Origin of the sequence: Caballeronia sp. Sq4a, from assembly GCF_023170545.1 — a bacterium.
Classification (GTDB): Bacteria; Pseudomonadota; Gammaproteobacteria; order Burkholderiales; family Burkholderiaceae; genus Caballeronia.
Map to the genome: position 1 here is coordinate 2,331,367 of NZ_CP084250.1, position 26,206 is coordinate 2,357,572.

Consider the following 26,206-nt stretch of genomic DNA (forward strand, 5'->3'; position numbering starts at 1 on the left):
CCGTTACTCCGCGTCCGCGAGTTGCGCGATCAGGCCCGAGCGCGCTTCGCTCACGAGCTTCGCCAGTTCGCCGTCGCGCACGTAGTCGAGTTCGGGCACGGACTTCTGCAAGTCGCTCGGCGCTTGCGTCGCGAGCGTGATGAGCCTGTCTTTGAGCATGGCGAGGAATTCGGGATCGGATTCGGCTTCGATCAGCAGCGCGTGAAGATCGGCGAGCGCGTCGCCGCCATCGGCAAGATCCGCTGCCGTGCGTTCGCGCGTGATCGGCTGCGTCGCGACTTTCACCTTTTCGAGCCACAAGCGGTCATGGCTGATCGCCGCGATCTGCGCGAGGACTTCGGCGCGTAGCTGTTTCTCGTTGGCGAAGAGTTCGCCGTGCGCCTTCGTCGCGCCGGTGATGCTCACGCGCACCGCGTGCGGCACGGGGCGCTCGGCGGCATCCACGAGCGCCTCCAGCGCACGGCCGGCCGCGCGGGCGACCTCATCGAGCGTGTCGAGGCCGGAAGCATCGACATTCACGGCTTCCCAGCGCAACACGTCGATGAAGAGCCGCTCGACGCTAACCTCCTCCGCCTCGGACACGCTGACCAACACCGCGCCGCGCCGGCCCGTCTCGCGAATGGTGCGCCCCTGCAAGTTGCCCGGAAACACGATGGTCGATGCTTCCTGCCAGATCGCGAATTCATGCACGTGGCCGAGCGCCCAGTAGTGATACTCGCGCGCATGCAGTTCGGCGACCGTGCACGGCGCGTAGCTCGCATGCATCGCCGCGCCTTCCAGCGCCGTGTGCAGCACGCCGATATTGAAATAACCGTCGACAGGCGGCGGATACGCGGTCACGAGATTCGTCGTCACCGCCTTGTCCTTGAAGCTGTGGCCGTGCAGCGCGACCTTCAGCGCGTCGATGCGATATGTCTGCGGCTTCTTCGTCGAAAACGTGTGGACGTTGTCCGGCAACTGAAGCTGGCTCGTCATTTCGCTTTCGGCGTCGTGATTGCCGTAGAGCAGATACACGGGAATGCCCGCGCGCCGCAGCTTGCCCATCTCCTTGCAGAAGAAGATGCCGGTGTTGTGATCGCGCCAGGTGCCGTCGTACAGGTCGCCCGCGATGACCATGAAGTCCACCTGTTCGTCGATGGCGACCGACACGAGCTTCGAGAACGCCTCGCGCGTGGCGTTGCGCAGCATGTCGGCGGGCGCGTCGGCGTAGGCGGAAAGCCCGTGCAGCGGGCTGTCGAGATGGATATCGGCCGCGTGAATGAAGCGCATGGCGCTGTCTCCTTTGAATGAGTGGTCGCGCTTCTCGCGTGTTCGAACGACGATGCTTGCAGACGTTCGGGACATTTCGCGTCCCGTTCGACTCAGTGCTTCGCCGCGCTGAAGAGACGCGAAATGTCCCGACAGGCACGCAGAATTCGTCAACGTCAACACGCAGCGAGGTAACCCGATGACCAGTCCCTACACCGCTCATAACGTCGACGCCGCGATCGTGCATCTGGAGCGCGTCTTGTCGGCTGAAGGCGCGAATTCGCTATTCGGCCAGACTTACTGGCGCAAGCGCGTGCAGCAGGTCAGCGCGACGCGCGGCTTGCAGCGCGATCAGCGCATGCGGCTCGACCGACTGATGAAACTGCTCGCCACCGACGCGTGCGAGGCGACATGCCAATGACGAACCGACGAATCAACTGCGCTCGAGAGCCTGCGCCAGCGCGACGAACTCCGCCACCGGCACTTCTTCGGCGCGACGCGCGAGATCGAATCCGAGCGCATCGAAATCGACCTTGTCGCGATACGCCGCGAGATTGTTGCGCAAGACCTTGCGACGCTGCGCGAACGCGGCCTTGACGACATCGCTCAACACGGTTTCATTGACGGCCGGCAGTTCATGCGGCGCGAACGGAATCATGCGCACGATCGCGGAGTTCACCTTCGGCGGCGGCTGGAATGATTCGGGCGGCACGTCGATCAGCTTCTCCATCACGTAGCGGTATTGCAGCATTACCGACAAACGCCCGTACTCCTTGCTCGCGGGCTCGGCGATCATGCGCTCGACCACTTCGTCCTGAAGCATGAAGTGCTGGTCGATCACCATCGGCGCGAACGTCGTCAGATGGAACAGCAGCGGACTCGAAATGTTGTACGGCAGATTGCCGACGATGCGCAGCGACGGCTTGTCGCCCGCGAGCGCGAGCGTGCCGAAATCGAATTCGAGCGCGTCCGCCGAATGCACGACGAGCCGCTCGCCGAAGCGCTTTTCCAGCCGCCCGATCAGGTCGCGATCCAGTTCGACGGCGTGCAGCGGCGACTCGGGGGTGGCGAGCCGCTCGATCAACGGCTCGGTGAGCGCCGCGAGCCCCGGCCCGATCTCGACCATGCGCTCGCCGCGCTGCGGCGCGATGGCGTCGACGATGGAATCGATCACGCCCTGATCGACGAGAAAGTTCTGGCCGAAGCGTTTGCGCGCCAGATGGCCCTGGTGTCGTGTGGACATACGTTTTCGTTGAATGCGCTCAGGCGCTGCGTTTGTGGCGCGCCATGGTCACGGCGGCGTCGATGGCGGCGATCATGCTGCCGGGGTCCGCGCGGCCCGTGCCCGCGAGATCGAGCGCCGTGCCGTGATCGACGGAGGTGCGGATGATCGGCAGCCCGAGCGTCACGTTGATACCTTCGCCGAAGGTCGCGTATTTCAGCACGGGCAGGCCCTGATCGTGGAACATGGCGAGCACGCAGTCGGTGTCTTCCAGATAACGCGGCTGAAACAGCGTGTCGGCGGGATACGGACCAGGCGCGTCGATGCCGAGCGCGCGGGCGCGTTCGAGCGCGGGCGCGATCACATCGATTTCCTCGCGGCCCAGATAGCCGTTTTCGCCCGCGTGCGGATTGAGACCGGTCACGAGAATGCGCGGCGCGGCGAGCCCGAAATGCGCGCGCAAATCGTGATCGATGATGCGCAATGTCTCCACGATACCGTCGATGCTGAGCGCAGCCGATACGTCCTTCAGCGGCAAATGCGTGGTCGCGAGCGCGACGCGCAACGGGCGCTCGCCGCTGCCCGCGAGCATCATCACGACGCGCGGCGTGTGCGTGCGCTCCGCGAGATATTCGGTGTGGCCGGTGAAGGGCACGCCGGCATCGTTGATCGTGCTCTTTTGCAGCGGTGCGGTGACGATGGCATCGAAACGGCCCGCCACCGCGCCGTCGATGGCGGCATCGAGCAGATCGAGCACGTAGCGCCCATTTGCCGCGTCCAGCTTGCCGGCTTCGGCGGGCGCCGCGAGCGCGTGATGTTCGATCTCGGTGAGGTCGCCGTTCGTAGGCCACTTGGCGCCCGAGCGCGCTTCGAGCAACGCACGGTCGCCGAGCACGACAAAGCGCACCGACGGCCAGCGCGCGTGCGCCTGAGCGAGCGCCGCAGCCGTCAGTTCCGGACCGACGCCAGCCGGTTCGCCGGTCGTAATGGCGACGGTAAGCGGCCTGTCCGGATGCGCGGCGGTGCTCATGCGGCTTACTGCTGCGCCTCTTGCGCAGCGATGCCCTTGTACTGCACGTACGCCGTGTCGCGCAGTTCGCGCAGCCAGTCGGAGTACGCCTGCTCGGCCTTGCGCTGACCGATTGCCTGACGCGCGATGTCGAGCTGCTGCGTGGCGGTCCCTTCCGCGTCGCGGCGGCCGAGCACCTGAATCAGGTGATAGCCGTATTCGCTGCGCACCGGATCGCTCACCGCGCCGTCCTGCAGGTTGTTCATGGCGCGTTCGAATTCGGGCACGGTTTCGCCGGGGCTGATCCAGCCGAGATCGCCGCCTTGCGAGGCCGAGCCGTCCTGCGAGTACGTGCGCGCGAAGTTGGCGAAGTCTCCGCCCGCGGCCACTTGCTGCTTGATATCGAGCAGCTTCTGGCGCGCGCTGGCTTCCGACATGCCGTCCGACACGCGCAGCAAAATGTGGCGCACATGCGTCTGCACGAGCTTCGGCGCATCGGCCGCGGTGCCCTCGCTCGCGCGACGTTCCACCAGCTTCACGATCTCGAAGCCGCCGTCGGTACGCAGGAGCGTCGGCACGACCTGGCCCGGACGCAGCCCCGACACCGCCGAGACGATGCCCGCCGGCAGCGTGCCCGGCGCGCGAAAGCCGAGGTCGCCGCCCTTGCTGGCGTCGGTGTCCTGCGAGTTCTGCTTGGCGAGCTTCGCGAAGTCTTCGCCGGCCTGCGCCTGTTTGAGCACGGCGTCGGCCTTGGCTTGCACGGCCGCGACCTCTGAATCCGGCGCGTTCGACGCGAGCTTGAACATGATGTGCTGCAGATGCAGGTCGCTCGCGTTACGGGCGCCCGGCCCGCGCTGGCTGGCGATGTAGTTCGCCACTTCGCCGTCCGACACGGTGATCTTGCTGTCGACTTCCTTCTCGCGCAGCTTCGAGAGCGTCAGTTCGGTGCGCGCGTCGCGCATGAACGTCGCCCACGGCACGCCTTGCGCCTCGATGCGCGAGCGGTAGACGTCGAGCGTCATTTGATTCTGCTGCGCGAGGCGTTGCAGCGTGCGATTGACGGTGGCGTCGTCGATCACGATGCCGTCCTCTTTCGCCTTTTGCAGCTGGATGCGTTCGAGCACCATCTGGTCGAGCACCTGCCGGCGCATCTGTTCGATGGGCGGCACAGGCGCGTTCTGCTGCTTGAGCCGCTGCACGATGAGGCTCGTGCGCTCTTCCAGCTCGCGCTGCGTGATGACGCCGTCGTTCACCACCGCGACGACGGAATCCGCCACCTGCACATTCGGGTTCGACAACGCCTGCGCACCGGCCGGCGAACTCATCATCAGCGCCGCTGTCAGCGCGCTCGCGGCCATCGCCGTCGATCGAAACAGTTTCATGTTTGCCACAGATACTCCATCAAATCCTGACTTGACCCATTCGTGCGCTGTGCGCTTCTTTGGCGTTGTGGTACGTCTCGTCACTCGTAGTCGCTGAAGCGGGCGAGCGGCGGAGCAGACGGCGGCGGCGGCTGGTAGCCCTGAACGCTCGCGCGGAACGCGCTGACGAGACCGTTGTCGACCTTCGACAAACCCTTGAACGTGATCTGCGCAAGCACGCGCGTACCCGACGAAGGCTGGCCGCTCGTGTTCACGCCGTTGGCGTAACGCTGCGCGCCGAAGCCGAGCGCCCAGCAGTCGGCATCGTACTGGAAGCCCACGAGGCCGTCGACGAGCCGGTGGCCGGCAAGATCATAATTGACACGCGCGACGGCATAGAGACGGTTCGTCAGCGGCCATTCGCCGGACACCAGCAACTGGTTGATCGGCTCGTTGACGAGCGTGGTCTGGTTCGAGCGCGTGTACCGGTAGCCGACGTTGATGACCTTGCGGTCCGCCGGACTGAACGCGAAGCCGACGCTCGTGCGCACGAGCTGGTTATTGTCGACATTATATTGGAACGCAGTTTCCGAAGCGAAACCAGCGCCCAGCTTGATGGCCGCGCCGGCGATCAGATCCGAGTGCTTGGCCTCGTTGATCGGCTGGTCCTGGCTGATCGTGACGCGCTGGCTCGTGAAATAGTATTGCTGCGCGATCACGAAACGCGCGCGCTCGTCACCCGTCGCCGGGTTGATGAAGCGCGTGGTCAGCCCGGCCGTCAGGCGGTTCGCATCCGCGATGCGGTCGTTACCGACGAACGTGTTCGGCGTGTAGATTTCCGCGAGCCCGAAGTCGGCTTCGGCGGTATCGAAGATCGGCGCGAAGTTCTGGTTGCGATACGGCGTGTAGACGTAATAGAGCCGCGGCTCGAGCGTCTGAATGTAGTCCTGCCCGAAGAGCCGGACCGAACGGTCGAACACGAGCCCGGTATCGAGACTGACCGTGGGAATCGACTCGGTGAAATTCTTCGGCTGCCCGGCCGGCGTCAGCGGCTGGCCCGGAATCGGGCCGGTCGCGATGTGGCTCAGGTCGTACGACGCGAAGTGCCACTGAACCTTCGGCGTGAAGAAATAGCCCGGCGCGTTGATCCCGTAGCTCACGTACGGGTTCAGATACATGCGCTGACCGTCGGTCGCGCCTTCCTGCGTGATCGTGAAGCGCGTGAAGTCCGCTTCCGCGCCGTAATCGAAGCCGCCGACGTTGTACTTGTTGTACTGCACATTCAACTGCGGCTCGCGCGCATACGGCGGAATCGACGGCTGCAGCGTCTGCCAGCGTTGCTCGCGGGCGAGCACGGACCACGGCCCGTTGTTGTACGTCAGCCCGGCTTCCTGCTGATACAGCAACTGCGTGCCGTTCAGGAACTGATTCGACGCGTTGCCCAGGTCTTCCGGATACTGATCGTCCGAGACCTTGTTGTAATTGACGTAGCCGCCAAAGCCGCCGCCGAAGTTCTGCCGATGCTGCCAAAAGATCGCATAACGGTTGGTGTGCGTTTCGCGGTCGTTCGGCAGATAGTCGACCGTGAGCGAGCCCGAGTACGTCGGCGACAGGTAGCGATAATTCGCTTCGCCAAGCACGCCGCGCCGCGACATGATGCGCGGCGTGACGGTCAGATCGCGGTTCGGGGCGATGTTGAAGTAGTACGGAATCGTGGCTTCGAAGCCCGTCGTCGAACTGAGCGAGAACGTCGGCGGCAGAAAGCCGCTGCGGCGGTCGCCCGTCAGCGGGAACGAGAGCCACGGACTCGCGAATACGGGCACGCCCTGGAAGAACAGCACGCCGTTATGCGCGATGCCTTCTTCCGAGCCGGTATCGAAATCGAACGACGAGCCTTTGATGTACCACGCCGGATTCGTGTCGCACTGGCATGCGGTGTAGGTGCCGTGATCGACGCGCGCGCGCTCGTTGTCGATCAGATCGATGCGCTCCGCGCTGCCCGAGCCGCCCGTCAGATTGAAGTGGTACTTCGGGTTCGTCATGAACCCTTCGTTCGAATCCACTTTCAGATGCGCTTCCGGGCCGACGAACGACACGCCGTTGTTGATGAGCCTGACATGGCCGAAAGCATCGGCCATGTCAGTATCCTGGTCGTAATGCAGCGCGTCGGCCTTGATGACCGTGACCGTGCGGCGCACTTCGGCCGAGCCTTTCGCCGCCATGTCCTCGTCGGACGTGCCGGTGGCCTTGTCGCCGAGCAGGAAGGTCGTGGGCTGCTGACCGCTCTTGAGCGGCCGTTCCTGCAACTGCGGCGCGAGACGCAGGCTGCCGGGACCGTCGATCGGCTGCGCGTCGGCGGCCGGACCGGCGAGCTGCGCATGCGCGAGAGCGGGCATCAGGCCCGGTACGGAAAGCAGCGCGGCGACGAGCCGCCGCCGGCGTGGCTGTGCGTCGCCTTGAATCTTCGATGCGGGAAACTGTCGTGGCGGCATGTATGGGTGGCGGTTCGATCCCTTTCGCGTCGGACGCGCTCGATGCCGCCAAGTGAGCGGCCGCGGTTCGCCCGCATCATTGCCGGAGTGAATTCGACGGTCCGTGGCTAGGCAGGGACGACACTCGATCGAACGATGACGCGGCACGGTCGTCGGCGCCTGGCGCCAGGCGCGAACAGATAGCTCAAGGATCGCTTAAAAAAGTCGTGGGGTATTATATGGCAAGATGTTTTGCCTCTCGAATTTATGACGCACAATCCCGCCGACACCCGCTTCGAGCAACTCCGTTCCTGGCTTCAGACTTTCGCCGAAACGTATCGGCTGAATCTGGACAGCCTCGCCCCTGCCTCCGCCGACGCCAGTTTCCGCCGCTATTTCCGTCTCGACTGCGAATCCGAGCACGGCAAGACGCTGATCGCCGTCGACGCTCCGCCGCCCGAGAAATGCCGCGAGTTCGTGCAGGTCGCGGGCCTGCTGGAGGCGGCGAACGTGCATGTGCCGAAGATCCTGCAAACGGATTTCGACGCGGGCTTCATGCTCGTCACCGATCTCGGCACGACCACGTATATGTCCGTGCTCGACGAGAAGAACGCGCGGCCCTTGATGCGCGCGGCCATCGACAGCCTGATCCGCTTCCAGAAGACGGCGCGCGAGGGCGTGCTGCCGCCGTTCGACGAAGCGTTCCTGCGCCGCGAGATGGAACTGATGCCCGAGTGGTTCATCGGCCGCCATCTGGGCCGCGAAGTGACGGCGGACGAACGCAAGACGCTCGACGACACGTTCACGCTGCTCGCACAAAGCGCGCTCGCGCAGCCGCAGACCTTCATGCTGCGCGATTTCATGCCGCGTAATCTGATCGTGAGCGAGCCGAACCCCGGCGTGCTGGATTTTCAGGACGCGGTGTACGGGCCGATCACGTACGACGTGGCCTCGCTCATGCGCGACGCGTTCATCAGCTGGGACGAGGAGTTTCAGCTGGATTGCATCGCGTATTACTGGGAGCGCGCGAAGAAGGCCGGACTGGACGTCGATCTAGACTTCGGCGAGTTCTACCGTCAACTCGAATGGATGGGCCTGCAACGGCACATCAAGGTGCTCGGTCTTTTCGCGCGCATTCACTATCGCGACGGCAAGTCACACTATTTGGCGGATCTGCCGCGTTTCATCGGTTATGCCCGTAAGGTCGCGGAGCGTTATGCGCCGCTGTGGCCGTTCGCGCGCCTGCTCGATTCGCTCGAAGGCCGCGCCGTCGAAGTCGGCTACACGTTCTGATTCCCGATTCCGCATGACCCAACACCTGAAGACGGCGATGATCTTCGCCGCCGGCCGCGGCGAGCGCATGCGCCCGCTCACCGATACATGCCCGAAGCCCCTGCTCGAAGCGGGCGGCAAGCCGCTCATCGTCTGGCAGATCGAGCGGCTCGCGGCGGCGGGGGTCGAGACTATCGTCATCAATCACGCGTGGCTCGGCGGGCAGATCGAAGCGGCGCTCGGCGACGGATCACGTTGGGGCGTCGAGTTGCGTTTCTCGCCCGAGGGCGAGGCGCTGGAAACGGCGGGCGGCATCGCGAAGGCGCTGCCGTTGATCGGCGAAGGCGTGTTTATCGCGGTGAGCGGCGACGTGTTCTGCGATTTCGACTACGCGACGCTGCGAGACCGCGCCGACGAACTCCGGCGCAGCGAACAGCCGGGCCTGCATCTCGTGATGACGCCGAATCCGCCGTTTCATCCGAACGGCGACTTTGCGCTGATCGACGGCAAGCTCGCGCTCGATGGCTCGCCGCGCTACACGTTCGGCAACATCGGGCTCTACGACACCCGCAAGTTCCGCGATCTCGCGCCCGGCACGCGGCGCGCGCTGACGCCCTACTATCGCGAAACCATCGCGCAAGGACGCGCGACCGGTGAACTGTACGTAGGCCGCTGGGAGAACGTCGGCACGCCGGAGCAGCTTCAGTCGCTGGACGAGGCGCTCCGCGCGCGCTGAGCGTCCCGGAATGGGACGCATCCGATGGTAAAATGCGCGGTTCTTCCGTCTTTTCCCTCCAGCCGCACGCCGCTGCCGACACGTCACCATGTCCGATACCCGCCCCGATACCCTCTTTGCGCTCACCGCGCTTTCGCCGCTCGACGGCCGCTACGCCGCCAAAACCGAAGCCCTGCGCGACTGGCTTTCCGAAGCGGCTTTCATGCGTCATCGCGTGACGGTCGAGATTCATTGGCTGATCGCGCTGTCGCGTGCGGGTTTCGCCGAAGTGCCGCGCTTCTCCGAAGCCGCCGAGCAGTTTCTGCTGGGCCTCGTCAGCCGCTTCACCGCACACGATGCGGCGCGCATCAAGGATATCGAACGCGTCACGAATCATGACGTGAAGGCGGTCGAATACTGGCTGAAAGAGTCGGTCAAGGGCCAGCCGGAACTGGAGCGCGCAAGCGAGTTCATCCATTTCGCTTGCACGTCGGAAGACATCAACAACACGTCGCACGGGCTGATGCTCGCGGGCGCTCGCGAACACGTGATCCTGCCCGCGCTGCGTTCGGTGCATGAGCGCCTCGTCAAGCTCGCGCACACGCACGCCGAACAGCCGATGCTCTCGCGCACGCACGGCCAGCCCGCCAGCCCGACGACGCTCGGCAAGGAAATCGCGAACGTCGCGGCGCGCCTGTCGCGTGCGATCGAGCGTATCGCGCATGTGCCGCTGCTCGGCAAGATGAACGGCGCGGTCGGCAACTACAACGCGCATCTGTCGGCGTATCCGGAGTTCGACTGGGAAGCGTTTTCGAAAGATGTCGTCGAGAACCGGCTGAAGCTGACGTTCAATCCGTACACGATCCAGATCGAACCGCACGATTACATGGCCGAACTGTTCGACGCCGTCGCGCGCGCGAACACGATCCTGCTGGACCTCGACCGCGACGTCTGGGGCTACATCTCGCTCGGCTACTTCAAACAGCGCACGAAGGCGGGCGAAATCGGTTCGTCGACGATGCCGCATAAGGTCAATCCGATCGACTTCGAGAACTCGGAAGGCAATCTCGGTCTCGCGAACGCGACGCTGCGCCACCTCGCCGACAAGCTGCCGATCTCGCGCTGGCAGCGCGATCTCACCGATTCGACCGTGCTGCGCAACATCGGCGTCGCGTTCGGCTATTCGCTGCTCGCGTATGACGCGCTGATCCGCGGGCTCGACAAGCTCGAAGTGAACGCCGCGCGCCTGAACGAAGACCTCGACAACTGCTGGGAAGTGCTCGCGGAGCCGGTGCAGACCGTGATGCGCCGTTACGGCATCGAAAATCCGTACGAGCAACTGAAGGAGCTGACGCGCGGCAAAGGCATCACGCGCGAGGCGCTGCAAGCGTTCATCGGCGGTCTCGCAATTCCTGCCGACGCGAAGCAATTGCTGCTCGACATGACGCCGGCGTCGTATATCGGCAAGGCGGCGGAACTGGCGAAGCGCATCGCGTAACGCGGCCGCTACGCAATAAAAGAAGCCCCACGCTCTCGCGAGCGCGGGGCTTTCTCTTTACGACACGTTCAGCGCGTTTTGAGCTCCTCGATCACGTCATCGACGATCTGCTCGGGCGTCTTCTCGATGCTCTCGATGATCGCCTCGTCCTCACCCGGTTCTTCGAGCGTGTTGAGCTGGCTCGTCAGCAGCGACGGATCGAAGAAATGCCCGGTGCGCGTTTGCAGGCGCTCCTGCAGCGTCTCGAAGGTGCCGTGCAGATAGACGAAGCACACGTCCTTGTCGCCGTCGCGCAAGATGTCGCGGTACGAGCGCTTGAGCGACGAGCACGTGAACACCGCCGTTTCGCCCGCCCGCTGCTTCTCTTCGATGGCCGCGCGTATGGTCTTGAGCCAGGGCCAGCGGTCCTCGTCGGTCAGAGGAATGCCGTGGTGCATCTTTTCCTTGTTGGCGGCGCTGTGAAAAGCGTCGCCGTCCGTGAACGGACAGTGCAGGCGCTCCGCCAACAATTCGCCGATTCGGGTCTTACCGGCGCCCGACACGCCCATCGCGATGAGAATCATCTAAAACTCCTTACACGACCGTCGCGAGTGCGAGGGTCAAACCGAGTCCCATCAGGGAAATGATGGTTTCCAGCAACGACCAGGTCTTGAACGTCTGTCCGACCGTCATCCCGAAATATTCTTTGATCAGCCAGAAGCCGCCATCGTTCACATGCGAGAAGATGAGCGAGCCCGAGCCCGTGGCCAGCACCAGCAATTCGGGCGTGACATGCCCGCCCGCTGCCGCCGCGACCGGTGCGACGATGCCGCACGCGGTCGTCATGGCAACTGTAGCCGAACCCGTCGCGAGACGAATGAGTGCAGCGACGAACCAGCCGAGCAACAGCGGCGACAGGTTCGCCGACGACGCCGTGGAAACGATCTGCTGCGAGATGCCGCTATCGCGCAGAACCTGGCCGAAACCGCCGCCCGCGCCCACGATCAGCGTAATGCCCGCGATAGGAGCAAGACACTCGCCGCAGAACTTCTGAATCTGCTCGCGATTGAAGCCCTGTTTCGCGCCGAAAGTCCAGAAGCTGACCAGCACGGCAATCAAGAGCGCCATGTCCGACTGACCGATGAAGCGCAGCAAATTGTTCGGCAAGGTCTTCGGCGCGAAGACCAGATCGGCCCAGCTTCCGACCAGCATTAGAATGACCGGCAGCAAAATGGTGAACAACGTGATGCCGAAGCTCGGCAGGTCACGCTTCTTCTCGGTGTCGCCATGCTTTTGCGTGAACTGATCGGCGAGCGCGTTGGCATCCGGCAGCTTGACGTACTTGTGGATCAAGAGCGCGAAAAGCGGACCGGCGACGATCGCGGTCGGCACGCCGACGATCAGGCCGTACGCGATGGTCTTGCCGATATCCGCGTGGTACGCCTGCACGGCGAGCAGCGCGGCCGGGTGCGGCGGAATCAGACCGTGCACGACAGAAAGACCTGCGACCATCGGCAGGCCGATCAGCAACAGTGACTTGCCGGTTCGTCTCGCGACGTTGAACGCGATGGGAATAAGCAGCACGAAACCGACTTCGAAGAAAACCGGCAAGCCGACGATGATCGCGACGACCATCATCGCCCAGTGAATGTTCTTCTCGCCGAAGAGATTAATGAGCGTATTCGCGATGCGCTCGGCGCCGCCGGATTCGGCCATCATCTTGCCGAGCATGGTCCCGAGACCGACCACGACCGCAATATGGCCGAGCGTATTGCCGTTGCCCGTTTCGAACGACTTGACGATTTTGTCCATCGGCATGCCGACCGCGAGGGCCAGCAACACGGACACAATCATGAGCACCAGAAATGGGTAAACCTTGAAACGGGCGATCATCAGGATCAGAACCGCGATCGCGATCACCGCGTAGAGCAGCAACATGCTCCCGTGGACGGCTGGCATAACGCCTCCTTGATTTTGTTGAGATTATTTGCGCTGCCCGTGCGTTTGCCGTCGCTGCCCTGCTTCGTCGGGCAATGTCCGGCAAGCGCACGCACGGCGCGGACGAACCGAATTCTACTGGTAAGCGAGGATTGCGTCGTCAGAGGCGAGCCGACGCAATGTTGCGTTTGTGGAACGTCGCCTTGCTCTCCTTCGCGACGTTCGGGAGATGGCCATGTTCTCGAGCGCCAGGGTGGACCTTGATATGCAGTTTATCTGTAAGCGATCCACGAACGACGCCGCTCAGAGTAAGGTGGTAGAGCGCCGTGATACGTGATAGCGAAGTGGGTCAGCGGAGATCTGCGGGCATCTTCCAGGGAAGCAGCGCGTCGTAGTCGTCGACGGTCTTCGCCAGCGGAAGGCGCTGGAATAACCAGTGGAGGTAACGATAAGGATCGATGCCGCCGGCTTTGCACGTTTCGATGAGGCTGTAGAGGTTTGCACTAGCGTTTGCCCCTGCAACCGTGTCGCTAAAAAGCCATGAACGGCGCCCAACGACGAAGGGGCGAATCGCGTTCTCACAAGGGTTGTTCGAGATAGGCCAACTGCCGTTCTCGACATAGCGGATCAGCTTCGGCCACTGCTCGCGTAGATAGGTCAGTGCCTTTCCAAGCAGACTTTTTGGCACGATGCCGGGCGACTGCGCGAGCGCCAAGGCGTAGATGGCGTCGAGGATGCGCGTGCTGTATCGCCGTCGCAATCGCTGTCGTCGCTCAGGCTTCCATTTCTTAGAGCGGGCCTCTGCAGCGAACAGCTTGCCGATCAGCGTGATGAAGCGTGTCGCGAGCAGATCGGGCGAACGGGCGACTTTGGGCACGTTGTCCTCCGCTTTGATGAAGTACCGCCTCAGGTGCGCCCAACATCCGAGGTGCACGAGGTCGTAGCGTTGAGCGATGTCGTTGTAGGGCTCGTAGCCGTCAGTTACTAGAACGGCGCCCTTGCGGATGCCCGTGAACAGCTTGTCGGCCAGCTTGGCGCCGCGTCCAGGTGTATAGCTGAAGCAGCGGATAGGGACGCCCGAGCCGGTCATCTGCGCCCAGAGGTAGCTCTTCGTTTGTGGTTTTCTCCCTTTCTCTTTCAGTACCTGGAACGTTGTTTCGTCGCAGTAGATCAGCTCTGCCTCGAGCAACGCATCGCGCATCAAGTTGATCACGGGCTGGGTCGCGAGGCCAACGCGAACCATGCTGGCGGCGATCGTGTTCGACGAGATGTCACCGCCGAAGCGACACAGCAAACCAGCCTGACGATACAGCGGCATGCCGAACTGATACTTGCCGGTGGCGATCCATGCAAGCGCTGATTCGCTGAACAGTCCGCGCGCGATGATGCGCGGCGGCGCCGGCGTGACCTTGATGCCGAGGTCACAGCATGGGCACGCATATTTGATGCGCTGGTGTTGGATCACCCGAAGCTGCTCGGGGATCACATCGAGCTGCTCACTGATCTCCGCGCCTATCTCGACGAGCGCGTGCCCATCGTTCGTGCAGAAGCGTTCGGCTTCGGGCAGTTCGTGTCGCACGACCTCGCGCGGCAGATTCGGATCAAGCGGCTTGCGATGACCGCGCTTCTTGCGCTTGTGCGCGGCGACCGTCGTCTCCGGCGTGTCTTCCTGCGCGGGCGCGCTGTTCGCGCCGAGCGTCTCGGCTTCGTTGAACAAGCTAGGTTGATCAGAATCTCGTGCTTCACTCTTCGCGCCGAACAGTTCGCGACGATAGGCTCGAAGGCGCTCCTCAGCGAGATCGCGCTCGGCCGTCACGAGCCGCAAGGCGCCGCGTAATGCCTCCTGTTGCTCTCGCAATGCACGTGCAGCATCGCGCTCGGCAAGCAACGCCTTCAGTTCCTCGGCGGTGATCGTGACGTTGATCGGCATGGCGGTTAGACCTGCACGCCGCCTCACTGTTCAGCTCACGCGATGATATTCCTGCTTGGGATGCCGTCGAATCGCGGTGATGTCATCGCCGTCGAGTAGCGCGTGCAGCACGTTGGTGGTCATCGTCACGATCTCAGCCTTGTTGTCGGGCCAGATGAAGTGGCTTCTCTCCAATCGCTTTATGAGAAGCCAGAAACCACTGCCATCCCAGCCAAGGATTTTTATCCGATCGCGACGCCGGTTTCCGAAGATGTATAGGGAAGTGTCCATCGGATTCAGGCGCATCGACTGCTCGACGAGAATCGACAGGCTATTCATGCCGTAGCGGAAATCAACGGGATCGCGGTGCAGATAGACCTTCAGATCGTCGTCGAACCGGAACACGGCATCCTCCCCAGAATCTGAACCATGGTCGTCAATTCGTCGATGGTCGCGATTGCCCCGCCAAGTTCAAGCTCGACGCCGTTCGACAGACGCACATGCAAGGCAAGTGTCATCGATGGCGGTGTGGACGGTTGTGTCGGCGACGCTGAAACGACCGACACGAACGCAGACGGCTTTACCGCGACCGGGACGGGTTGGTGCGACCCTGGCAGATCGACGGCCACGTCATTAATCGACTTGTCGGGCTGAGGCGGGTTGTATTCGTCGTTGCCATTATGCTGCGACGCTGGCGAAATGCCATTCTCGCGCTCCACCAGGTACTTCGCGATCCACTTGCGCAGCAGATTGGCGTTGATGCCGTGCTGCTGAGCCAGACCGGCGACTGATACTCCGGGACGAAGTGCTGCTTCAATCAAGGCGCGTTTACTTTTTTCGTCATAGCGGCGACGGCCATCGCTGCTGCGACGCACTACTGCCAACTCTGAGTCCATGCCAGTCATAGGTGTCCACCTCCAAGATAGGTGGACACCTATGGTCCTCGCTACTGTCGCTCACTGCCAGACGTCGAAGATGGACCGCTTACGTTTATCTAACAAGTGCGTGCACGAGACGTCCAGGGATCTGCTCGATAAGCCTCGTCGCAGGCGAGCATGGGAGTAGTTGACGTTTTGACGGCCTAACGTTCGGCGATGTGGACGCCCAAAAACAAAAACCGACGCTCGGAGGAGGGTCGGTTCTTTGCGATAGGTTCTGCGGCTAAGCAGCAGATTCGGCCGCTTTGCGTGGTTCGCCGAACGGCGAACATCGAAACGCGGAAAATCTGCCTCCGCAAGGGCAGCAGGCACTCGGCCGGCCGCAGACAAGGTCCAGTTCCGCAACGGCGCTGAACCTTGTTCTATTACAGCGGCGACTTTCATCAACGCATTGACCAGGGAAACAGCGCCTGCGGTTCGGCTCTTGTCACGCGGATTCAAAGCCCGAGCCCGTCGCAGTCGATCGCCGAAAAGGCCCAGACTCTGCACGGCGCTTCAAGACCTCACTTCTGCGGCGCGAGCGTGCTCGCAGCTCGCGCCAGCCGCGTCACTTCCTCCCAATTCTGTGCAGCGAGGGCCGCCTTCGGCGTCAGCCAGGATCCCCCGACACAGACCACATTCGGCTGGGCGAGAAACAGTGACGCCGTCTCCGCAGTAATGCCGCCAGTCGGGCAGAACTTCAGATTCGGGAACGGCCCATAAAACGCCTGCAACATCGGAACGCCGCCCGCCTGCTGCGCGGGGAAGAACTTCACGATCTCATAGCCCAGTTCCATCGCGGTAATGATGTCGCTCGGCGTCATCACGCCCGGCAGCAGCGGCAATCCAGCGTCCTGCGCGGCCTTGTGCATGTCTTTCGTCAAGCCCGGCGACACGCCGAACTGTGCGCCAGCCTTCTTCGCCTGCTCGCAATGCTCCGGCTTCGTGATCGTGCCAACGCCGACGACGATGTCCTCCGCGAGTTGACTCGCGCGTTCGATCGCTCCGATGCCCGCCGCCGTGCGCAGCGTGATTTCGAGCACCTTCACGCCGCCCGCATGCAGCGCCCGCGATACATGTTCGCCCTGCTCGACCGAATCGAATGCGAGCACCGGAATGACCGGGCCCAGACGCACGATTTCGCTTACCGTCTTCATGTGATGCGACTCCTTCTTGTGTGCGGCGGCGCTGTCGTCCGACCGCGGGTTTCTTCAGGTTCGAACTGTGGCTCGATTCGCTAGCGTCCATGCACCATCTGACGATCTGCTTGCCCCGCAGTCGCCGTCGCGCCGCCATCCGTCGACGCGGCCTTCGCGCCGATCAGCGGCCCGAACACCGACGCGCCCTCCTCGGCCGGCAACGCCGCGCTGCGGAACACGCCGAACAACTCGCGCCCGAAGCCCACCTCGTTCTCCGCCTGATTCGCCGGCGCTTCGACTTCGCGCGACGCCCACTCGCGTGCATCGATCTCGATGTCGAGCACGCCAGCCGGCGCGTCGATCAAGAGCATATCGCCGGTGCGCACCTTGCCGAGCGGCCCGTGCAACAGCGCCTCCGGCGACACGTGGATCACGGCGGGCACCTTCCCCGATGCGCCCGACATGCGCCCGTCGGTGACCAGCGCCACATGGAAGCCCTGATCCTGCAACACGCCGAGAAGCGGCGTCAACCGATGCAGTTCCGGCATGCCGTTCGCGCGCGCGCCCTGAAAGCGCACGACCGCGACGAAATCGCGCTTCAGTTCGCCCTTGTCGAACGCTTCCTGCACTTCTTCCTGCGAATTGAAGACGATGGCCGGCGCCTTCACCACGCGATGCTCCGGCGCCACCGCCGAAATCTTGATGACGCCGCGCCCGAGCTTGCCCTGCATGAGCCGCAAGCCGCCGTCCGGCTGGAACGGCTCGCGAATGCCGCGCAGCACCTTCGTGTCGTGACTTTCGGCGGCGCCGTCGACCCATTGCAGCTTGCCGTCGATGAGCTTCGGCTCCTTCGTGTAGTGCGACAAGCCGCGGCCCGCGACCGTCTGCACGTCCTCGTGCAGCAAGCCGCCTTCCAGCAGATTGCGCACGAGAAACGCCACGCCGCCCGCCGCGTGGAAGTGGTTCACGTCGGCCTTGCCGTTCGGATAGATCTTCGCGAGCAGCGGCACGACCTGCGACAACTCGTCGAAGTCGTTCCAGTCGATCACGATGCCCGCCGCCCGCGCAATCGCCACGAGGTGCAGCGTGTGATTGGTCGAACCGCCCGTCGCGAGCAGCGCGACGATGCCGTTGACGATCGCCTTCTCATCGACCACATGGCCGATCGGCGTGTAGTTCCCGCGCTCGAGCGTGAGATCGAGCACGCGGCGCGCGGCTTCCGCGGTGAGCGCATCGCGCAGCGGTGTGTGCGGGTGCACGAACGCCGCGCTGGGCAGATGCAGGCCCATCACTTCCATCAGCATCTGATTGCTGTTGGCCGTCCCGTAGAACGTGCACGTGCCGTGACCGTGATACGCGGCGGCTTCCGCTTCGAGCAACGCGTCGCGATTGCACTTGCCGGTCGCGAACTCCTGGCGAACCTTCGCCTTCTCGTCGTTGGTGAGGCCGCTCGTCATCGGGCCGGCGGGGACGAAGATGGTCGGCAGATGGCCGAATTGCAGCGCGCCGATGGCCAGGCCCGGCACGATCTTGTCGCAGACGCCGAGGCACAGCGCCGCGTCGAACATGTTGTGCGTGAGCGCGACGGCCGTGCTCATCGCGATGACTTCGCGCGAAAACAGCGACAGCTCCATGCCCGCGTTGCCCTGCGTGATGCCGTCGCACATGGCCGGCACGCCGCCCGCGAATTGCGCGATGCCGCCGTGTTCGCGCGCCGCCTGCTTGATGATGTCCGGAAAGCTCTTGTACGGCGCGTGCGCGGAAAGCATCTCGTTGTACGACGACACGATGCCGATGTTCGGCTCGCGCACCGCCTTGATCGCGATCTTCTCCTGGCCTTCGAGTCCGGCGAAACCGTGCGCGAGGTTTGCGCAGGACAGCGCGCCGCGCGCCGGGAACTTGCCGTGCGCCGCGTCGATGCGCGCGAGATACGCCGCGCGCGTGGACTTGCTGCGCTCGATCACGCGGTCGGTGACCTTCTTGAGTTGTGAATGCGGGGAAACCATCGAAGCTCCTTGTCTCACTGCGGCGCGCGTGCCGTCGAGTTGTGGATTGGACAATCGCGAAGAACGGCGGCTGCGTCGTTGTTGTATGGCTGGCCGTTTGGCGTCATATTAGTAGAAAAACTACATGATGACAATGCACTGAATGCGCCCGCCAATTCAGCGAACACCTAAGTCAATGCCTTTACCGATCGATGTCTCAGGGATTTCCCTAAGAACCGCGGTCGACGTCATGTAGTATTTGTACAAACCGATTCATCGGCTATAGTCGCAGGCAAATTCCAGCATAGGCGAGTTTTCCGATGTTGCTCTCCCAAGTCGAAGCAATGCGTGAGCAGTTGCGCCCGTCCGAGCGCAAGCTCGCCGATTACGTGCTGGAAGCGCCGCGCGAAGTTCTCGACCTTTCGATGACTGATTTCGCAGCCCGTGCCGGCGTCAGCCAGCCGACCATCGCGCGTTTTTGTCAGGCGCTCGGCTTCTCCGGGTTCCGGGAGTTCAAGATCCGGCTCGCGCAAAGCGTCGCAGGGGATGTGCCCACGGTCTACCGCGACGTCCGCAGCGACGAGCCCGCAGCCGGCGTCGCGGCGAAAGTGCTGGACCGCACCATCGGCGCGCTGATCGCGGTGAGGAACAGCTTGTCGTCGGACAGCGTGGCGGCGGCCATCGCGATTCTTTCGGATGCGCGGCGCATCGAGTTCTATGGCGCGGGCGGCTCCGGCATCGCCGCGCTCGACATGCAGCACAAGTTTTTCCGCCTCGGCGTGCCGTCAGTCGCGTACGCCGATCCGCATACCTACACGACGTCGGCGGCGCTGCTCGGTCCCGGCGATGTGGTTGTCGCCATCTCGAACACCGGCCGCACGAAGGACATTCTCGATGCGTGCAAATCCGCGCTCAATGGCGGGGCGAAAGTCATCGCGATCACGCACGGCAATTCGCCGCTCGCGCGACTGGCGAGCGTCGGCCTGTTCGCGAATGTCGATGAGGACACGGATATCTTTTCGCCGATGACGTCGCGCGTCTCGCATCTCGCAATCGGCGATATTCTGGCGGTGGGATTGGCGCTGGCGCGCGGTCCGCAGTTGGCGGAGAAGCTCGCCGAGGCGAAGGACGTACTGGAAGGACGCCGGGTGGGAACGTGAGCCGGCGCCGGGCTCACGGAAGAGACATCAGAACGGTTTGACGACCACCAGCAGCGTCGCGCCGAGCAAGCCGAGCACCGGCAGCTCGTTGTACATGCGGTACCACTTGTCCGTGCGCGTGTTCTCGCCGCGCTGGAACGTGCGCAGCAAAACGCCGCAATACGCGTGATACACAATCAGCAACACGACGATGCCGAGCTTCGCGTGCAACCAACCCTGTCCGCGCCCGATGCCGACATCCAGCCACAGCCACAGCCCGCACGCGAGCGCCGGCACCGCGATGAACGTCATGAAGCGAAAGAGCTTGCGCGCCATCAGCAGCAGGCGCGCGGTCGCTGCCGGGTCCGTCTCCATCGCGAGATTGACGTAAATGCGCGGCAAGTAGAACAGCCCCGCGAACCACGAGGCGACCAGCACGATATGCAGCGATTTGATCCAGAGCATCGTTTGTCTTTGGGTCGTTCTTATTGACGCACTTCGCCGTGGCCGAGCACGACGTATTTCAGCGATGTCAGGCCTTCCAGTCCCACCGGGCCACGCGCGTGCAGCTTGTCGTTCGAGATGCCGATTTCCGCGCCGAGCCCGAACTCGAAGCCATCCGCGAAGCGCGTCGACGCGTTGACCATGACGCTCGCGGAATCCACTTCGCGCAGAAAGCGCATGGCGCGGTCGTGATCTTCGGTGACGATCGCGTCCGTATGATGCGAGCCGTACGTGTTGATGTGGTCGATGGCCTCGTCCAGACCATCGACAATCTTCACCGCCAGAATTGGCGCGAGATACTCGGTGCTCCAGTCTTCGTCGGTGGCATCGACGAGCCCGCCAATTTTCGCCGCTTCGAGCACCTTGCGCGCCGCCGCGTCGACACGCAGTTCGACGTCTTTCGCCTGAAACGCACGCGCGAGCATGGGCAGCGCGGCGTCGGCGACAGCGCGCGCGACGAGCAGCGTTTCCATCGTGTTGCAGGTGCCGTAGCGATGCGTCTTCGCGTTGTCGCAGATCGCCGCCGCTTTCGCCAGATCGGCGCGGTCGTCCACGTACACGTGGCAGATGCCGTCGAGATGCTTGATCATCGGCACGCGGGATTCTTCCATTAGCCGGGCGATGAGGCTTTTGCCGCCGCGCGGCACGATCACGTCGACGAACTCCGTCATGGTGATGAGCTTGCCGACCGCCGCGCGATCCGCCGTCTCGACCACCTGCACCGCGTCCTGCGGCAGCCCCGCCGCCCGCAGTCCCTCGCCGATGAGCCTGGCAAGCGCCGTGTTGCAATCGAGCGCCTCGGAACCGCCGCGCAGAATCGTCGCGTTGCCGGATTTCAGGCAGAGCGCGGCGGCGTCGATGGTGACGTTCGGCCGCGATTCGTAGATGATGCCGATCACGCCGAGCGGCACGCGCATCTGCCCGACCTGAATGCCCGTCGGACGGAACCTGAGTCCGCTGATTTCCCCGATCGGATCGGCCAGCGACGCGACTTGCCGCAACCCTTCGACCATCGTGCGGAGCGCCTTGTCGGAGAGCGTCAGACGGTCGATGAACGCCGCGTCGTAGCCCTTCTCGCGAGCTCGATCCAGATCGCGCGCGTTCGCGGCCTTGAGCGCGTCGCGTTCCCGCTCGATCGCATCCGCCACCGCGACGAGCGCCGCGTTCTTCGCCGCCGTGGACGCCCGCGCCATCGCGCGTGACGCCAGGCGCGCGCGGCGGCCGAGATCGGTCATGTACTGGTCGATGTTCATCTGGATCATTCCGTATGCCGGCTGCGAAAGCGCGGCATCAGTGAGATGGGAGTCGCGTCCGGCTGAATGGCCCGACGCGCAAAGAATCATTCTAAGCCGTGGCGCGTACTAGCGACGCGGTCGCGGCGCTGGCGACGCGCCTTGCGCCACGGCCATCGCCAGTTCGAACATGCCGGCCCACGGATCGGGCGGCGGCTCGCTGCCGCGCGCACCCGCGCCGGAACTACCCGAAAGCCCTTTGACCTGCCGGTCGAGCCGCGCCGCGAGCGAGAGCGCGCGTTCGAGCGCGTCTTCCGTCACGCGCGAAAGCGCCGGGCCGATCAACCGCTCGCGCGGTCCCCACACGCGGTTTTCGCGCAGCAGCGTGGCGAGCGGCTTGCCCGACGTCACACCGCGCTTGATGCGCAGGAGCGTGCGCACCTCGTCGACGAGCGCCCACAGCACGAGCACCGCCGCTTCGCCTTCGCCTTTGAGACCATCGAGCATGCGCGAAAGACGGCCGACGTCGCCCATCAGCATCGCCTCGTTCAGCTTGAAAACGTCGTAGCGCGCGACGTTCAGCACCGCGTCGTGAATCTGCTCGAACGTAAGCACGCCTTGCGGATAAAGCAGCCCCAGCTTCTGTATTTCCTGATGCGCGGCAAGCAGATTGCCCTCGACGCGTTCCGCGATGAAAACGAGCGCGCGCCGCCCCTCTTCGCCCGGCGCGACGCGCTGGCCTTGCTGCGCGAGCCGCTGGCCGACCCACATCGGCAGCTGCGCGCGGTCGACCGGATCGACCTTCAGCGCGACACCCGCGCCGATCAACGCCGTGAACCACGCGGACTTCTGCGCTGCCGAATCGAGGCGCGGCAGCGTGACCAACGTCACGACGTCGGGATTGTCGGCGGTGGCGAGCATCTTCAGCGACTCGCCGCCTTCCTTGCCGGGCTTGCCCGTCGGAATCCGCAACTCGATCAGCTGCCGGTCGCCGAAAAGCGACATCGACTGCGTCGCGCCGATGAGCGCGCTCCAGTCGAACCCGCGCTCCACCGTGAACACGGTTCGATCCGTGAAGCCGCCCGCGCGCGCGGCGGCCCGAATGCGGTCGCACGCCTCCTGCACGAGCAGATGCTCGTCGCCATAGACGACGTACAGCGCCTTCAGGCCTTTGGCGAGATGCGCTTCGAGCGCGTCGAGCTTCAGTTGCATGGTGGACGGTCGCGTAGCCCGTTACAGCGGCGGCGTGGGCAACGGGGCCCGCGGCGCGATACCCGGCGTCTGCTCGGCCGGCGTCGGATGCAGCGAACGCACGACCGCGAGCCGGCGCGTCAGTTGATCCACGGCGTCGTTGCGCATGTCGTTGTAGAGCAGCGTGGCTTCCTGCGACTTCGCGAGCGTGTACTGGTTGCTATAGGTCATCGCGCGATTCAGCGCGATAGCGCTAGGCGGAATCAGCACCGTTCCGTCCGCGCCGACGAGCGTATAGCTCAGGTTGTAGACGAGCTCGTATTCCTGGATCACGCCCTGCGAATTGAGGCTGAGTGTGCTGAGACCTTGGCCTTCGTTGAGGTAGAGCGTCGCGTCGGGCTTCTCGGAAGGCTTCACGATGACCGTATCGCTTCCGCCCTGCACCATGCGCTCGAGCCGCCCGACCATCTGCGGCGCGCCGCCGCTGATCGCCAGGCGCTTAAAGGCGTAGTCCTGCTCGCCGCGCAACTGAAAGCCGCACGCGGACAGCGCGACCGCGCCGCCCACGAGCGCGAGGAAAGTACGCCGGCTCACGCGCGCCGCGCGATTTTCGACGGCTTTGACGCTCACATCGAATCCCCAGGTTTTGGCCATCAGACCACCACGTTGACGAGACGCCCCGGCACCACGACGATCTTCTTCGGCGCGCGGCCTTCCGAGAACTTTTCGAACATTTCATGCGCGAGCGCCGCCTGTTCGATGGCTTCCCGCGTTGCTTCCTTCGCCACGGTCAGGGCGCCGCGCACCTTGCCGTTGACCTGCAGCACCAGTTCGATTTCCGCTTGTTCGAGCGCGGCTTCGTCGACCTTCGGCCACGGCGCGTCGAGCAGCGGGCCGAACTCGTCGGCATAACCGAGTTCCGACCACAATTGGAACGTGATGTGCGGCACGACCGGATACAGCACGCGCAGCAGCACGCCGAAGGTCTCGTTCAGCACGCCTTCGCCTGCATTCTTCGCGCTGTCGAGCGCGTTGAGCATCTTCATCGCGGCAGACACGACCGTGTTGTACTGCAGGCGGCCATAGTCGAAATCGGCTTGCTTCAGCACGGTGTAAATGTCGCGACGCAGGGCGCGGTCGGCGTCGCTCAAGTTCGACGCATTCAGCTTGCGGTGCTGGCGCAGCGCCTCCGCGTTGTCGTGCGCGAAGTGCCACACGCGGCGCAGGAAGCGGCTCGCGCCTTCGACGCCCGCGCCCGACCATTCGAGCGATTGCTCCGGCGGCGCCGCGAACATCACGAAGAGACGCGCCGTGTCAGCGCCGTACTGGTCGATGAGCGTCTGCGGATCCACGCCGTTATTCTTCGACTTGGACATCTTCTCGACGCCGCCGAGCACAACCGGCTGGCCGTCGGCGATCAGCGTCGCGCCGGTCGGACGGCCCTTGTCGTCGTGCGACACGGTGACTTCCAGCGGGTTGTACCAGGTCTTCTTGCCGCTCGCGTCTTCCCGATAGAACGTCTCGTTGAGCACCATGCCCTGCGTGAGCAGGTTCTTGGCGGGCTCGCCGAACTTCACGAGGCCCATGTCGCGCATGACCTTGGTCCAGAAGCGCGAATACAAGAGGTGAAGAATGGCGTGCTCGATACCGCCGATGTACTGATCCATCGGCATCCAGTAATCGGTGCGCTCGTCGACCATCGTCGCGGCATCCGGCGCGCTGTAGCGCGAGAAGTACCACGACGAATCGACGAAGGTGTCCATGGTGTCCGTTTCGCGCTTCGCCGCCGCGCCGCACTTGGGGCACGAGCAGTTCAGGAACGCTTCGGACTTCGCGAGCGGATTGCCCGTGCCGTCCGGCACGAGGTCTTCAGGCAGCACGACCGGCAGATCCTTCTCCGGCACCGGCACGTCGCCGCAGCTCGGGCAGTGAATGATCGGGATCGGCGTGCCCCAGTAACGCTGGCGCGAGATGCCCCAGTCGCGCAGACGCCAGGTGACCTGCTTGTCGCCGAGGTCCTTGGCTTTCAGGTCGGCGGCGATCGCATCGATCGCTTCCTCGGTGGTCAAGCCGTCGTACTTGCCGCTGTTGACGAGGCGGCCAGCCGTCTTGTCGCCGTACCACTCTTCCCACGCCGCGGTGGAGTAGGTCTTGCCTTCGACGGCGATCACCGGCTTGATCGGCAGATCGTATTTCTTCGCGAACGCGAAGTCGCGCTCATCGTGTGCCGGCACGCCCATCACGGCGCCTTCGCCGTAGGACATCAACACGTAGTTGCCGATCCACACTTCGACCTTCTCGCCCGTCAGCGGATGCGTAATGAAAAAGCCGGTCGCCATGCCCTTCTTTTCCATCGTGGCGACGTCGGCTTCCGCGACGCCGCCGCGCTTGCATTCCTCGATGAACGCCTGCAAACCGACGTTATCGCGCGCAAGGCGCGTGGCGAGCGGATGCTCCGCCGCGATCGCCGCGAACGTCACGCCCATGATGGTGTCGGCGCGCGTCGTGAACACGCGCAAGAGCTTCGCCTCGCCGTCGATCTCATACGGGAAGCCGAAGTTGACGCCGAAGCTCTTGCCGATCCAGTTCTGCTGCATGATCTTCACGCGCTCGGGCCAGCCGAGGCCTTCGAGATCGTCGAGCAGTTGATCGGCGTAATCGGTGATGCGCAGGTAGTACATCGGAATCTCGCGCTTCTCCACGAGCGCGCCCGAGCGCCAGCCGCGCCCGTCGATGACCTGTTCGTTCGCGAGCACCGTCTGATCGACCGGGTCCCAGTTCACCGTGCCCGTCTTCTTGTACGCGATGCCCTTTTCCAGCATCTTGAGGAACAGCCACTGGTTCCACTTGTAGTACTCGGGCGAGCACGTGGCGACTTCGCGCGACCAGTCGATGGCGAGGCCCATCGACTGCATCTGCTTCTTCATGTACGCGATGTTGTCGTACGTCCACTTCGCGGGCGGCACGCCATTGGCCATCGCGGCATTTTCGGCGGGCATGCCGAACGCGTCCCAGCCCATCGGCATCAGCGTGTTGTGGCCGTTCATGCGCAGATAACGGTACATCACGTCGTTGATGGTGTAGTTGCGCACGTGCCCCATGTGCAGCTTGCCCGACGGATACGGCAGCATCGAGACGCAGTAGAACTTGGGCTTGGCCGACGTCTCGGTCGTCCGGTAGACGTCGTTCGCGCGCCAGTTGCTCTGCGCGGCGGATTCGACGTCGGCGGGTACGTATTTATCGTGCATGGTGTGGTGGCTTTACGCTTGATGCTGTGAACGGGCGCGAGCTTCGTTGGGCTTGGCCGCTGGCTTGCGGTGGCGAATCCAGACGCTGCGTGGTCGACCGGCCGGCGCGACCCGCGCGATGCAACGGCGGAATCGGGCCTGCTCTGATTGACGCGGGACGCGTTGGACGGGCAAAGGGCGATTATACCGTCCGCTCCCCGCGTGTCCTGGATTCGTAAAGCCGCTGGCC

At 63.8% G+C, this 26,206-nt stretch carries 22 protein-coding genes; 5 read left to right on the forward strand and 17 right to left on the reverse strand.

Annotated elements, in window-relative coordinates; all coding sequences use genetic code 11:
• Positions 1–3 precede the first annotated feature (3 nt).
• Positions 4–1,269, reverse strand: a complete 1,266-nt coding sequence (locus LDZ24_RS11060) for a DNA repair exonuclease (RefSeq protein ID WP_248320481.1) — start codon at positions 1,267–1,269, stop codon at positions 4–6.
• Between the two features lie 178 nt (positions 1,270–1,447).
• Between LDZ24_RS11060 and LDZ24_RS11065 the strand changes: the two genes are divergently transcribed.
• Positions 1,448–1,669 (forward strand): hypothetical protein, encoded by a 222-nt coding sequence (locus tag LDZ24_RS11065; RefSeq protein ID WP_175945001.1) that lies wholly within the window; start codon positions 1,448–1,450, stop codon positions 1,667–1,669.
• A gap of 12 nt (positions 1,670–1,681) precedes the next feature.
• Here LDZ24_RS11065 and rsmA read toward each other — a convergent pair whose 3' ends face one another.
• The 4 genes from rsmA to LDZ24_RS11085 form a co-directional block, all read right to left on the reverse strand.
• A complete protein-coding gene (gene rsmA / locus LDZ24_RS11070) occupies positions 1,682–2,491 on the reverse strand; it encodes a 16S rRNA (adenine(1518)-N(6)/adenine(1519)-N(6))-dimethyltransferase RsmA (protein ID WP_248320482.1) in 810 nt (269 codons plus the stop codon).
• 19 nt (positions 2,492–2,510) lie between these two features.
• Positions 2,511–3,500 (reverse strand): 4-hydroxythreonine-4-phosphate dehydrogenase PdxA, encoded by a 990-nt coding sequence (pdxA, locus tag LDZ24_RS11075; protein WP_248320483.1) that lies wholly within the window; start codon positions 3,498–3,500, stop codon positions 2,511–2,513.
• Between the two features lie 5 nt (positions 3,501–3,505).
• Positions 3,506–4,870 carry a peptidylprolyl isomerase gene (locus tag LDZ24_RS11080; protein WP_371747345.1) on the reverse strand — a complete coding sequence of 455 codons (1,365 nt, stop codon included), beginning with the start codon at positions 4,868–4,870 and terminating at the stop codon, positions 3,506–3,508.
• A gap of 71 nt (positions 4,871–4,941) precedes the next feature.
• On the reverse strand, positions 4,942–7,332 hold the full coding sequence (locus LDZ24_RS11085; RefSeq protein ID WP_248320485.1) for an LPS-assembly protein LptD: 2,391 nt from the start codon (positions 7,330–7,332) through the stop codon (positions 4,942–4,944).
• 246 nt (positions 7,333–7,578) lie between these two features.
• On the opposite strand from LDZ24_RS11085, the gene LDZ24_RS11090 reads away from it, so the two are divergent.
• From LDZ24_RS11090 to purB, 3 genes are all read left to right on the forward strand, one after another.
• Entirely contained in the window at positions 7,579–8,604 is a 1,026-nt protein-coding gene (locus LDZ24_RS11090) for an aminoglycoside phosphotransferase family protein (RefSeq protein ID WP_248320486.1), read from the forward strand.
• A gap of 13 nt (positions 8,605–8,617) precedes the next feature.
• A complete protein-coding gene (murU, locus tag LDZ24_RS11095) occupies positions 8,618–9,319 on the forward strand; it encodes an N-acetylmuramate alpha-1-phosphate uridylyltransferase MurU (RefSeq protein WP_248320487.1) in 702 nt (233 codons plus the stop codon).
• Between the two features lie 88 nt (positions 9,320–9,407).
• The gene (purB, locus tag LDZ24_RS11100) at positions 9,408–10,796 is read left to right on the forward strand and encodes an adenylosuccinate lyase (RefSeq protein ID WP_175945015.1); all 1,389 of its coding nucleotides are present in this window, start codon (positions 9,408–9,410) and stop codon (positions 10,794–10,796) included.
• A gap of 68 nt (positions 10,797–10,864) precedes the next feature.
• Here purB and LDZ24_RS11105 read toward each other — a convergent pair whose 3' ends face one another.
• The 7 genes from LDZ24_RS11105 to edd form a co-directional block, all read right to left on the reverse strand.
• On the reverse strand, positions 10,865–11,359 hold the full coding sequence (locus tag LDZ24_RS11105) for a gluconokinase (protein ID WP_248320488.1): 495 nt from the start codon (positions 11,357–11,359) through the stop codon (positions 10,865–10,867).
• A gap of 10 nt (positions 11,360–11,369) precedes the next feature.
• Positions 11,370–12,734, reverse strand: a complete 1,365-nt coding sequence (locus LDZ24_RS11110; RefSeq protein ID WP_248320489.1) for a GntP family permease — start codon at positions 12,732–12,734, stop codon at positions 11,370–11,372.
• 328 nt (positions 12,735–13,062) lie between these two features.
• The gene (locus tag LDZ24_RS11115) at positions 13,063–14,643 is read right to left on the reverse strand and encodes an IS66 family transposase (protein WP_248320381.1); all 1,581 of its coding nucleotides are present in this window, start codon (positions 14,641–14,643) and stop codon (positions 13,063–13,065) included.
• 30 nt (positions 14,644–14,673) lie between these two features.
• Positions 14,674–15,027 (reverse strand): IS66 family insertion sequence element accessory protein TnpB, encoded by a 354-nt coding sequence (tnpB, locus tag LDZ24_RS11120; protein ID WP_045463971.1) that lies wholly within the window; start codon positions 15,025–15,027, stop codon positions 14,674–14,676.
• Complete coding sequence (locus LDZ24_RS11125) at positions 15,003–15,527, reverse strand: transposase (RefSeq protein ID WP_248320380.1); 525 nt, start codon at positions 15,525–15,527, stop codon at positions 15,003–15,005. The genes tnpB and LDZ24_RS11125 overlap by 25 nt, the downstream gene beginning before the upstream one ends.
• Before the next feature lie 536 nt (positions 15,528–16,063).
• Complete coding sequence (gene eda, locus LDZ24_RS11130; protein WP_248320490.1) at positions 16,064–16,696, reverse strand: bifunctional 4-hydroxy-2-oxoglutarate aldolase/2-dehydro-3-deoxy-phosphogluconate aldolase; 633 nt, start codon at positions 16,694–16,696, stop codon at positions 16,064–16,066.
• 80 nt (positions 16,697–16,776) lie between these two features.
• On the reverse strand, positions 16,777–18,684 hold the full coding sequence (edd, locus tag LDZ24_RS11135) for a phosphogluconate dehydratase (protein WP_248320491.1): 1,908 nt from the start codon (positions 18,682–18,684) through the stop codon (positions 16,777–16,779).
• A gap of 299 nt (positions 18,685–18,983) precedes the next feature.
• On the opposite strand from edd, the gene LDZ24_RS11140 reads away from it, so the two are divergent.
• Positions 18,984–19,823 carry a MurR/RpiR family transcriptional regulator gene (locus tag LDZ24_RS11140; RefSeq protein WP_248320492.1) on the forward strand — a complete coding sequence of 280 codons (840 nt, stop codon included), beginning with the start codon at positions 18,984–18,986 and terminating at the stop codon, positions 19,821–19,823.
• A gap of 27 nt (positions 19,824–19,850) precedes the next feature.
• Here the strand turns inward: LDZ24_RS11140 and LDZ24_RS11145 are convergent, their stop codons facing one another.
• The 5 genes from LDZ24_RS11145 to leuS form a co-directional block, all read right to left on the reverse strand.
• On the reverse strand, positions 19,851–20,267 hold the full coding sequence (locus LDZ24_RS11145) for a CopD family protein (protein ID WP_248320493.1): 417 nt from the start codon (positions 20,265–20,267) through the stop codon (positions 19,851–19,853).
• A 20-nt stretch (positions 20,268–20,287) separates the two neighbouring features.
• Positions 20,288–21,559, reverse strand: a complete 1,272-nt coding sequence (locus LDZ24_RS11150; protein WP_248322341.1) for a glutamate-5-semialdehyde dehydrogenase — start codon at positions 21,557–21,559, stop codon at positions 20,288–20,290.
• A 108-nt stretch (positions 21,560–21,667) separates the two neighbouring features.
• Complete coding sequence (gene holA, locus LDZ24_RS11155) at positions 21,668–22,750, reverse strand: DNA polymerase III subunit delta (protein WP_248320494.1); 1,083 nt, start codon at positions 22,748–22,750, stop codon at positions 21,668–21,670.
• Between the two features lie 21 nt (positions 22,751–22,771).
• Positions 22,772–23,323 (reverse strand): LPS assembly lipoprotein LptE, encoded by a 552-nt coding sequence (gene lptE / locus LDZ24_RS11160; protein ID WP_175945307.1) that lies wholly within the window; start codon positions 23,321–23,323, stop codon positions 22,772–22,774.
• Positions 23,324–23,382: 59 nt separating this feature from the next.
• On the reverse strand, positions 23,383–25,977 hold the full coding sequence (gene leuS, locus LDZ24_RS11165; RefSeq protein WP_248320495.1) for a leucine--tRNA ligase: 2,595 nt from the start codon (positions 25,975–25,977) through the stop codon (positions 23,383–23,385).
• Positions 25,978–26,206: the final 229 nt, after the last annotated feature.

Excerpts from the sequence above, each read along its gene's own strand:
- LDZ24_RS11105 (WP_248320488.1), bottom strand. The coding sequence starts at position 11,359 with ATGATTCTCATCGCGATGGGCGTGTCGGGCGCCGGTAAGACCCGAATC.
- pdxA (WP_248320483.1), bottom strand. The coding sequence starts at position 3,500 with ATGAGCACCGCCGCGCATCCGGACAGGCCGCTTACCGTCGCCATTACG.
- murU (WP_248320487.1), top strand. The coding sequence starts at position 8,618 with ATGACCCAACACCTGAAGACGGCGATGATCTTCGCCGCCGGCCGCGGC.
- edd (WP_248320491.1), bottom strand. The coding sequence starts at position 18,684 with ATGGTTTCCCCGCATTCACAACTCAAGAAGGTCACCGACCGCGTGATC.
- purB (WP_175945015.1), top strand. The coding sequence starts at position 9,408 with ATGTCCGATACCCGCCCCGATACCCTCTTTGCGCTCACCGCGCTTTCG.
- LDZ24_RS11145 (WP_248320493.1), bottom strand. The coding sequence starts at position 20,267 with ATGCTCTGGATCAAATCGCTGCATATCGTGCTGGTCGCCTCGTGGTTC.
- LDZ24_RS11110 (WP_248320489.1), bottom strand. The coding sequence starts at position 12,734 with ATGCCAGCCGTCCACGGGAGCATGTTGCTGCTCTACGCGGTGATCGCG.
- LDZ24_RS11060 (WP_248320481.1), bottom strand. The coding sequence starts at position 1,269 with ATGCGCTTCATTCACGCGGCCGATATCCATCTCGACAGCCCGCTGCAC.
- LDZ24_RS11140 (WP_248320492.1), top strand. The coding sequence starts at position 18,984 with ATGTTGCTCTCCCAAGTCGAAGCAATGCGTGAGCAGTTGCGCCCGTCC.
- LDZ24_RS11065 (WP_175945001.1), top strand. The coding sequence starts at position 1,448 with ATGACCAGTCCCTACACCGCTCATAACGTCGACGCCGCGATCGTGCAT.
- LDZ24_RS11125 (WP_248320380.1), bottom strand. The coding sequence starts at position 15,527 with ATGACTGGCATGGACTCAGAGTTGGCAGTAGTGCGTCGCAGCAGCGAT.
- leuS (WP_248320495.1), bottom strand. The coding sequence starts at position 25,977 with ATGCACGATAAATACGTACCCGCCGACGTCGAATCCGCCGCGCAGAGC.
- LDZ24_RS11085 (WP_248320485.1), bottom strand. The coding sequence starts at position 7,332 with ATGCCGCCACGACAGTTTCCCGCATCGAAGATTCAAGGCGACGCACAG.
- LDZ24_RS11090 (WP_248320486.1), top strand. The coding sequence starts at position 7,579 with ATGACGCACAATCCCGCCGACACCCGCTTCGAGCAACTCCGTTCCTGG.
- LDZ24_RS11150 (WP_248322341.1), bottom strand. The coding sequence starts at position 21,559 with ATGAACATCGACCAGTACATGACCGATCTCGGCCGCCGCGCGCGCCTG.
- rsmA (WP_248320482.1), bottom strand. The coding sequence starts at position 2,491 with ATGTCCACACGACACCAGGGCCATCTGGCGCGCAAACGCTTCGGCCAG.
- LDZ24_RS11115 (WP_248320381.1), bottom strand. The coding sequence starts at position 14,643 with ATGCCGATCAACGTCACGATCACCGCCGAGGAACTGAAGGCGTTGCTT.
- eda (WP_248320490.1), bottom strand. The coding sequence starts at position 16,696 with ATGAAGACGGTAAGCGAAATCGTGCGTCTGGGCCCGGTCATTCCGGTG.
- holA (WP_248320494.1), bottom strand. The coding sequence starts at position 22,750 with ATGCAACTGAAGCTCGACGCGCTCGAAGCGCATCTCGCCAAAGGCCTG.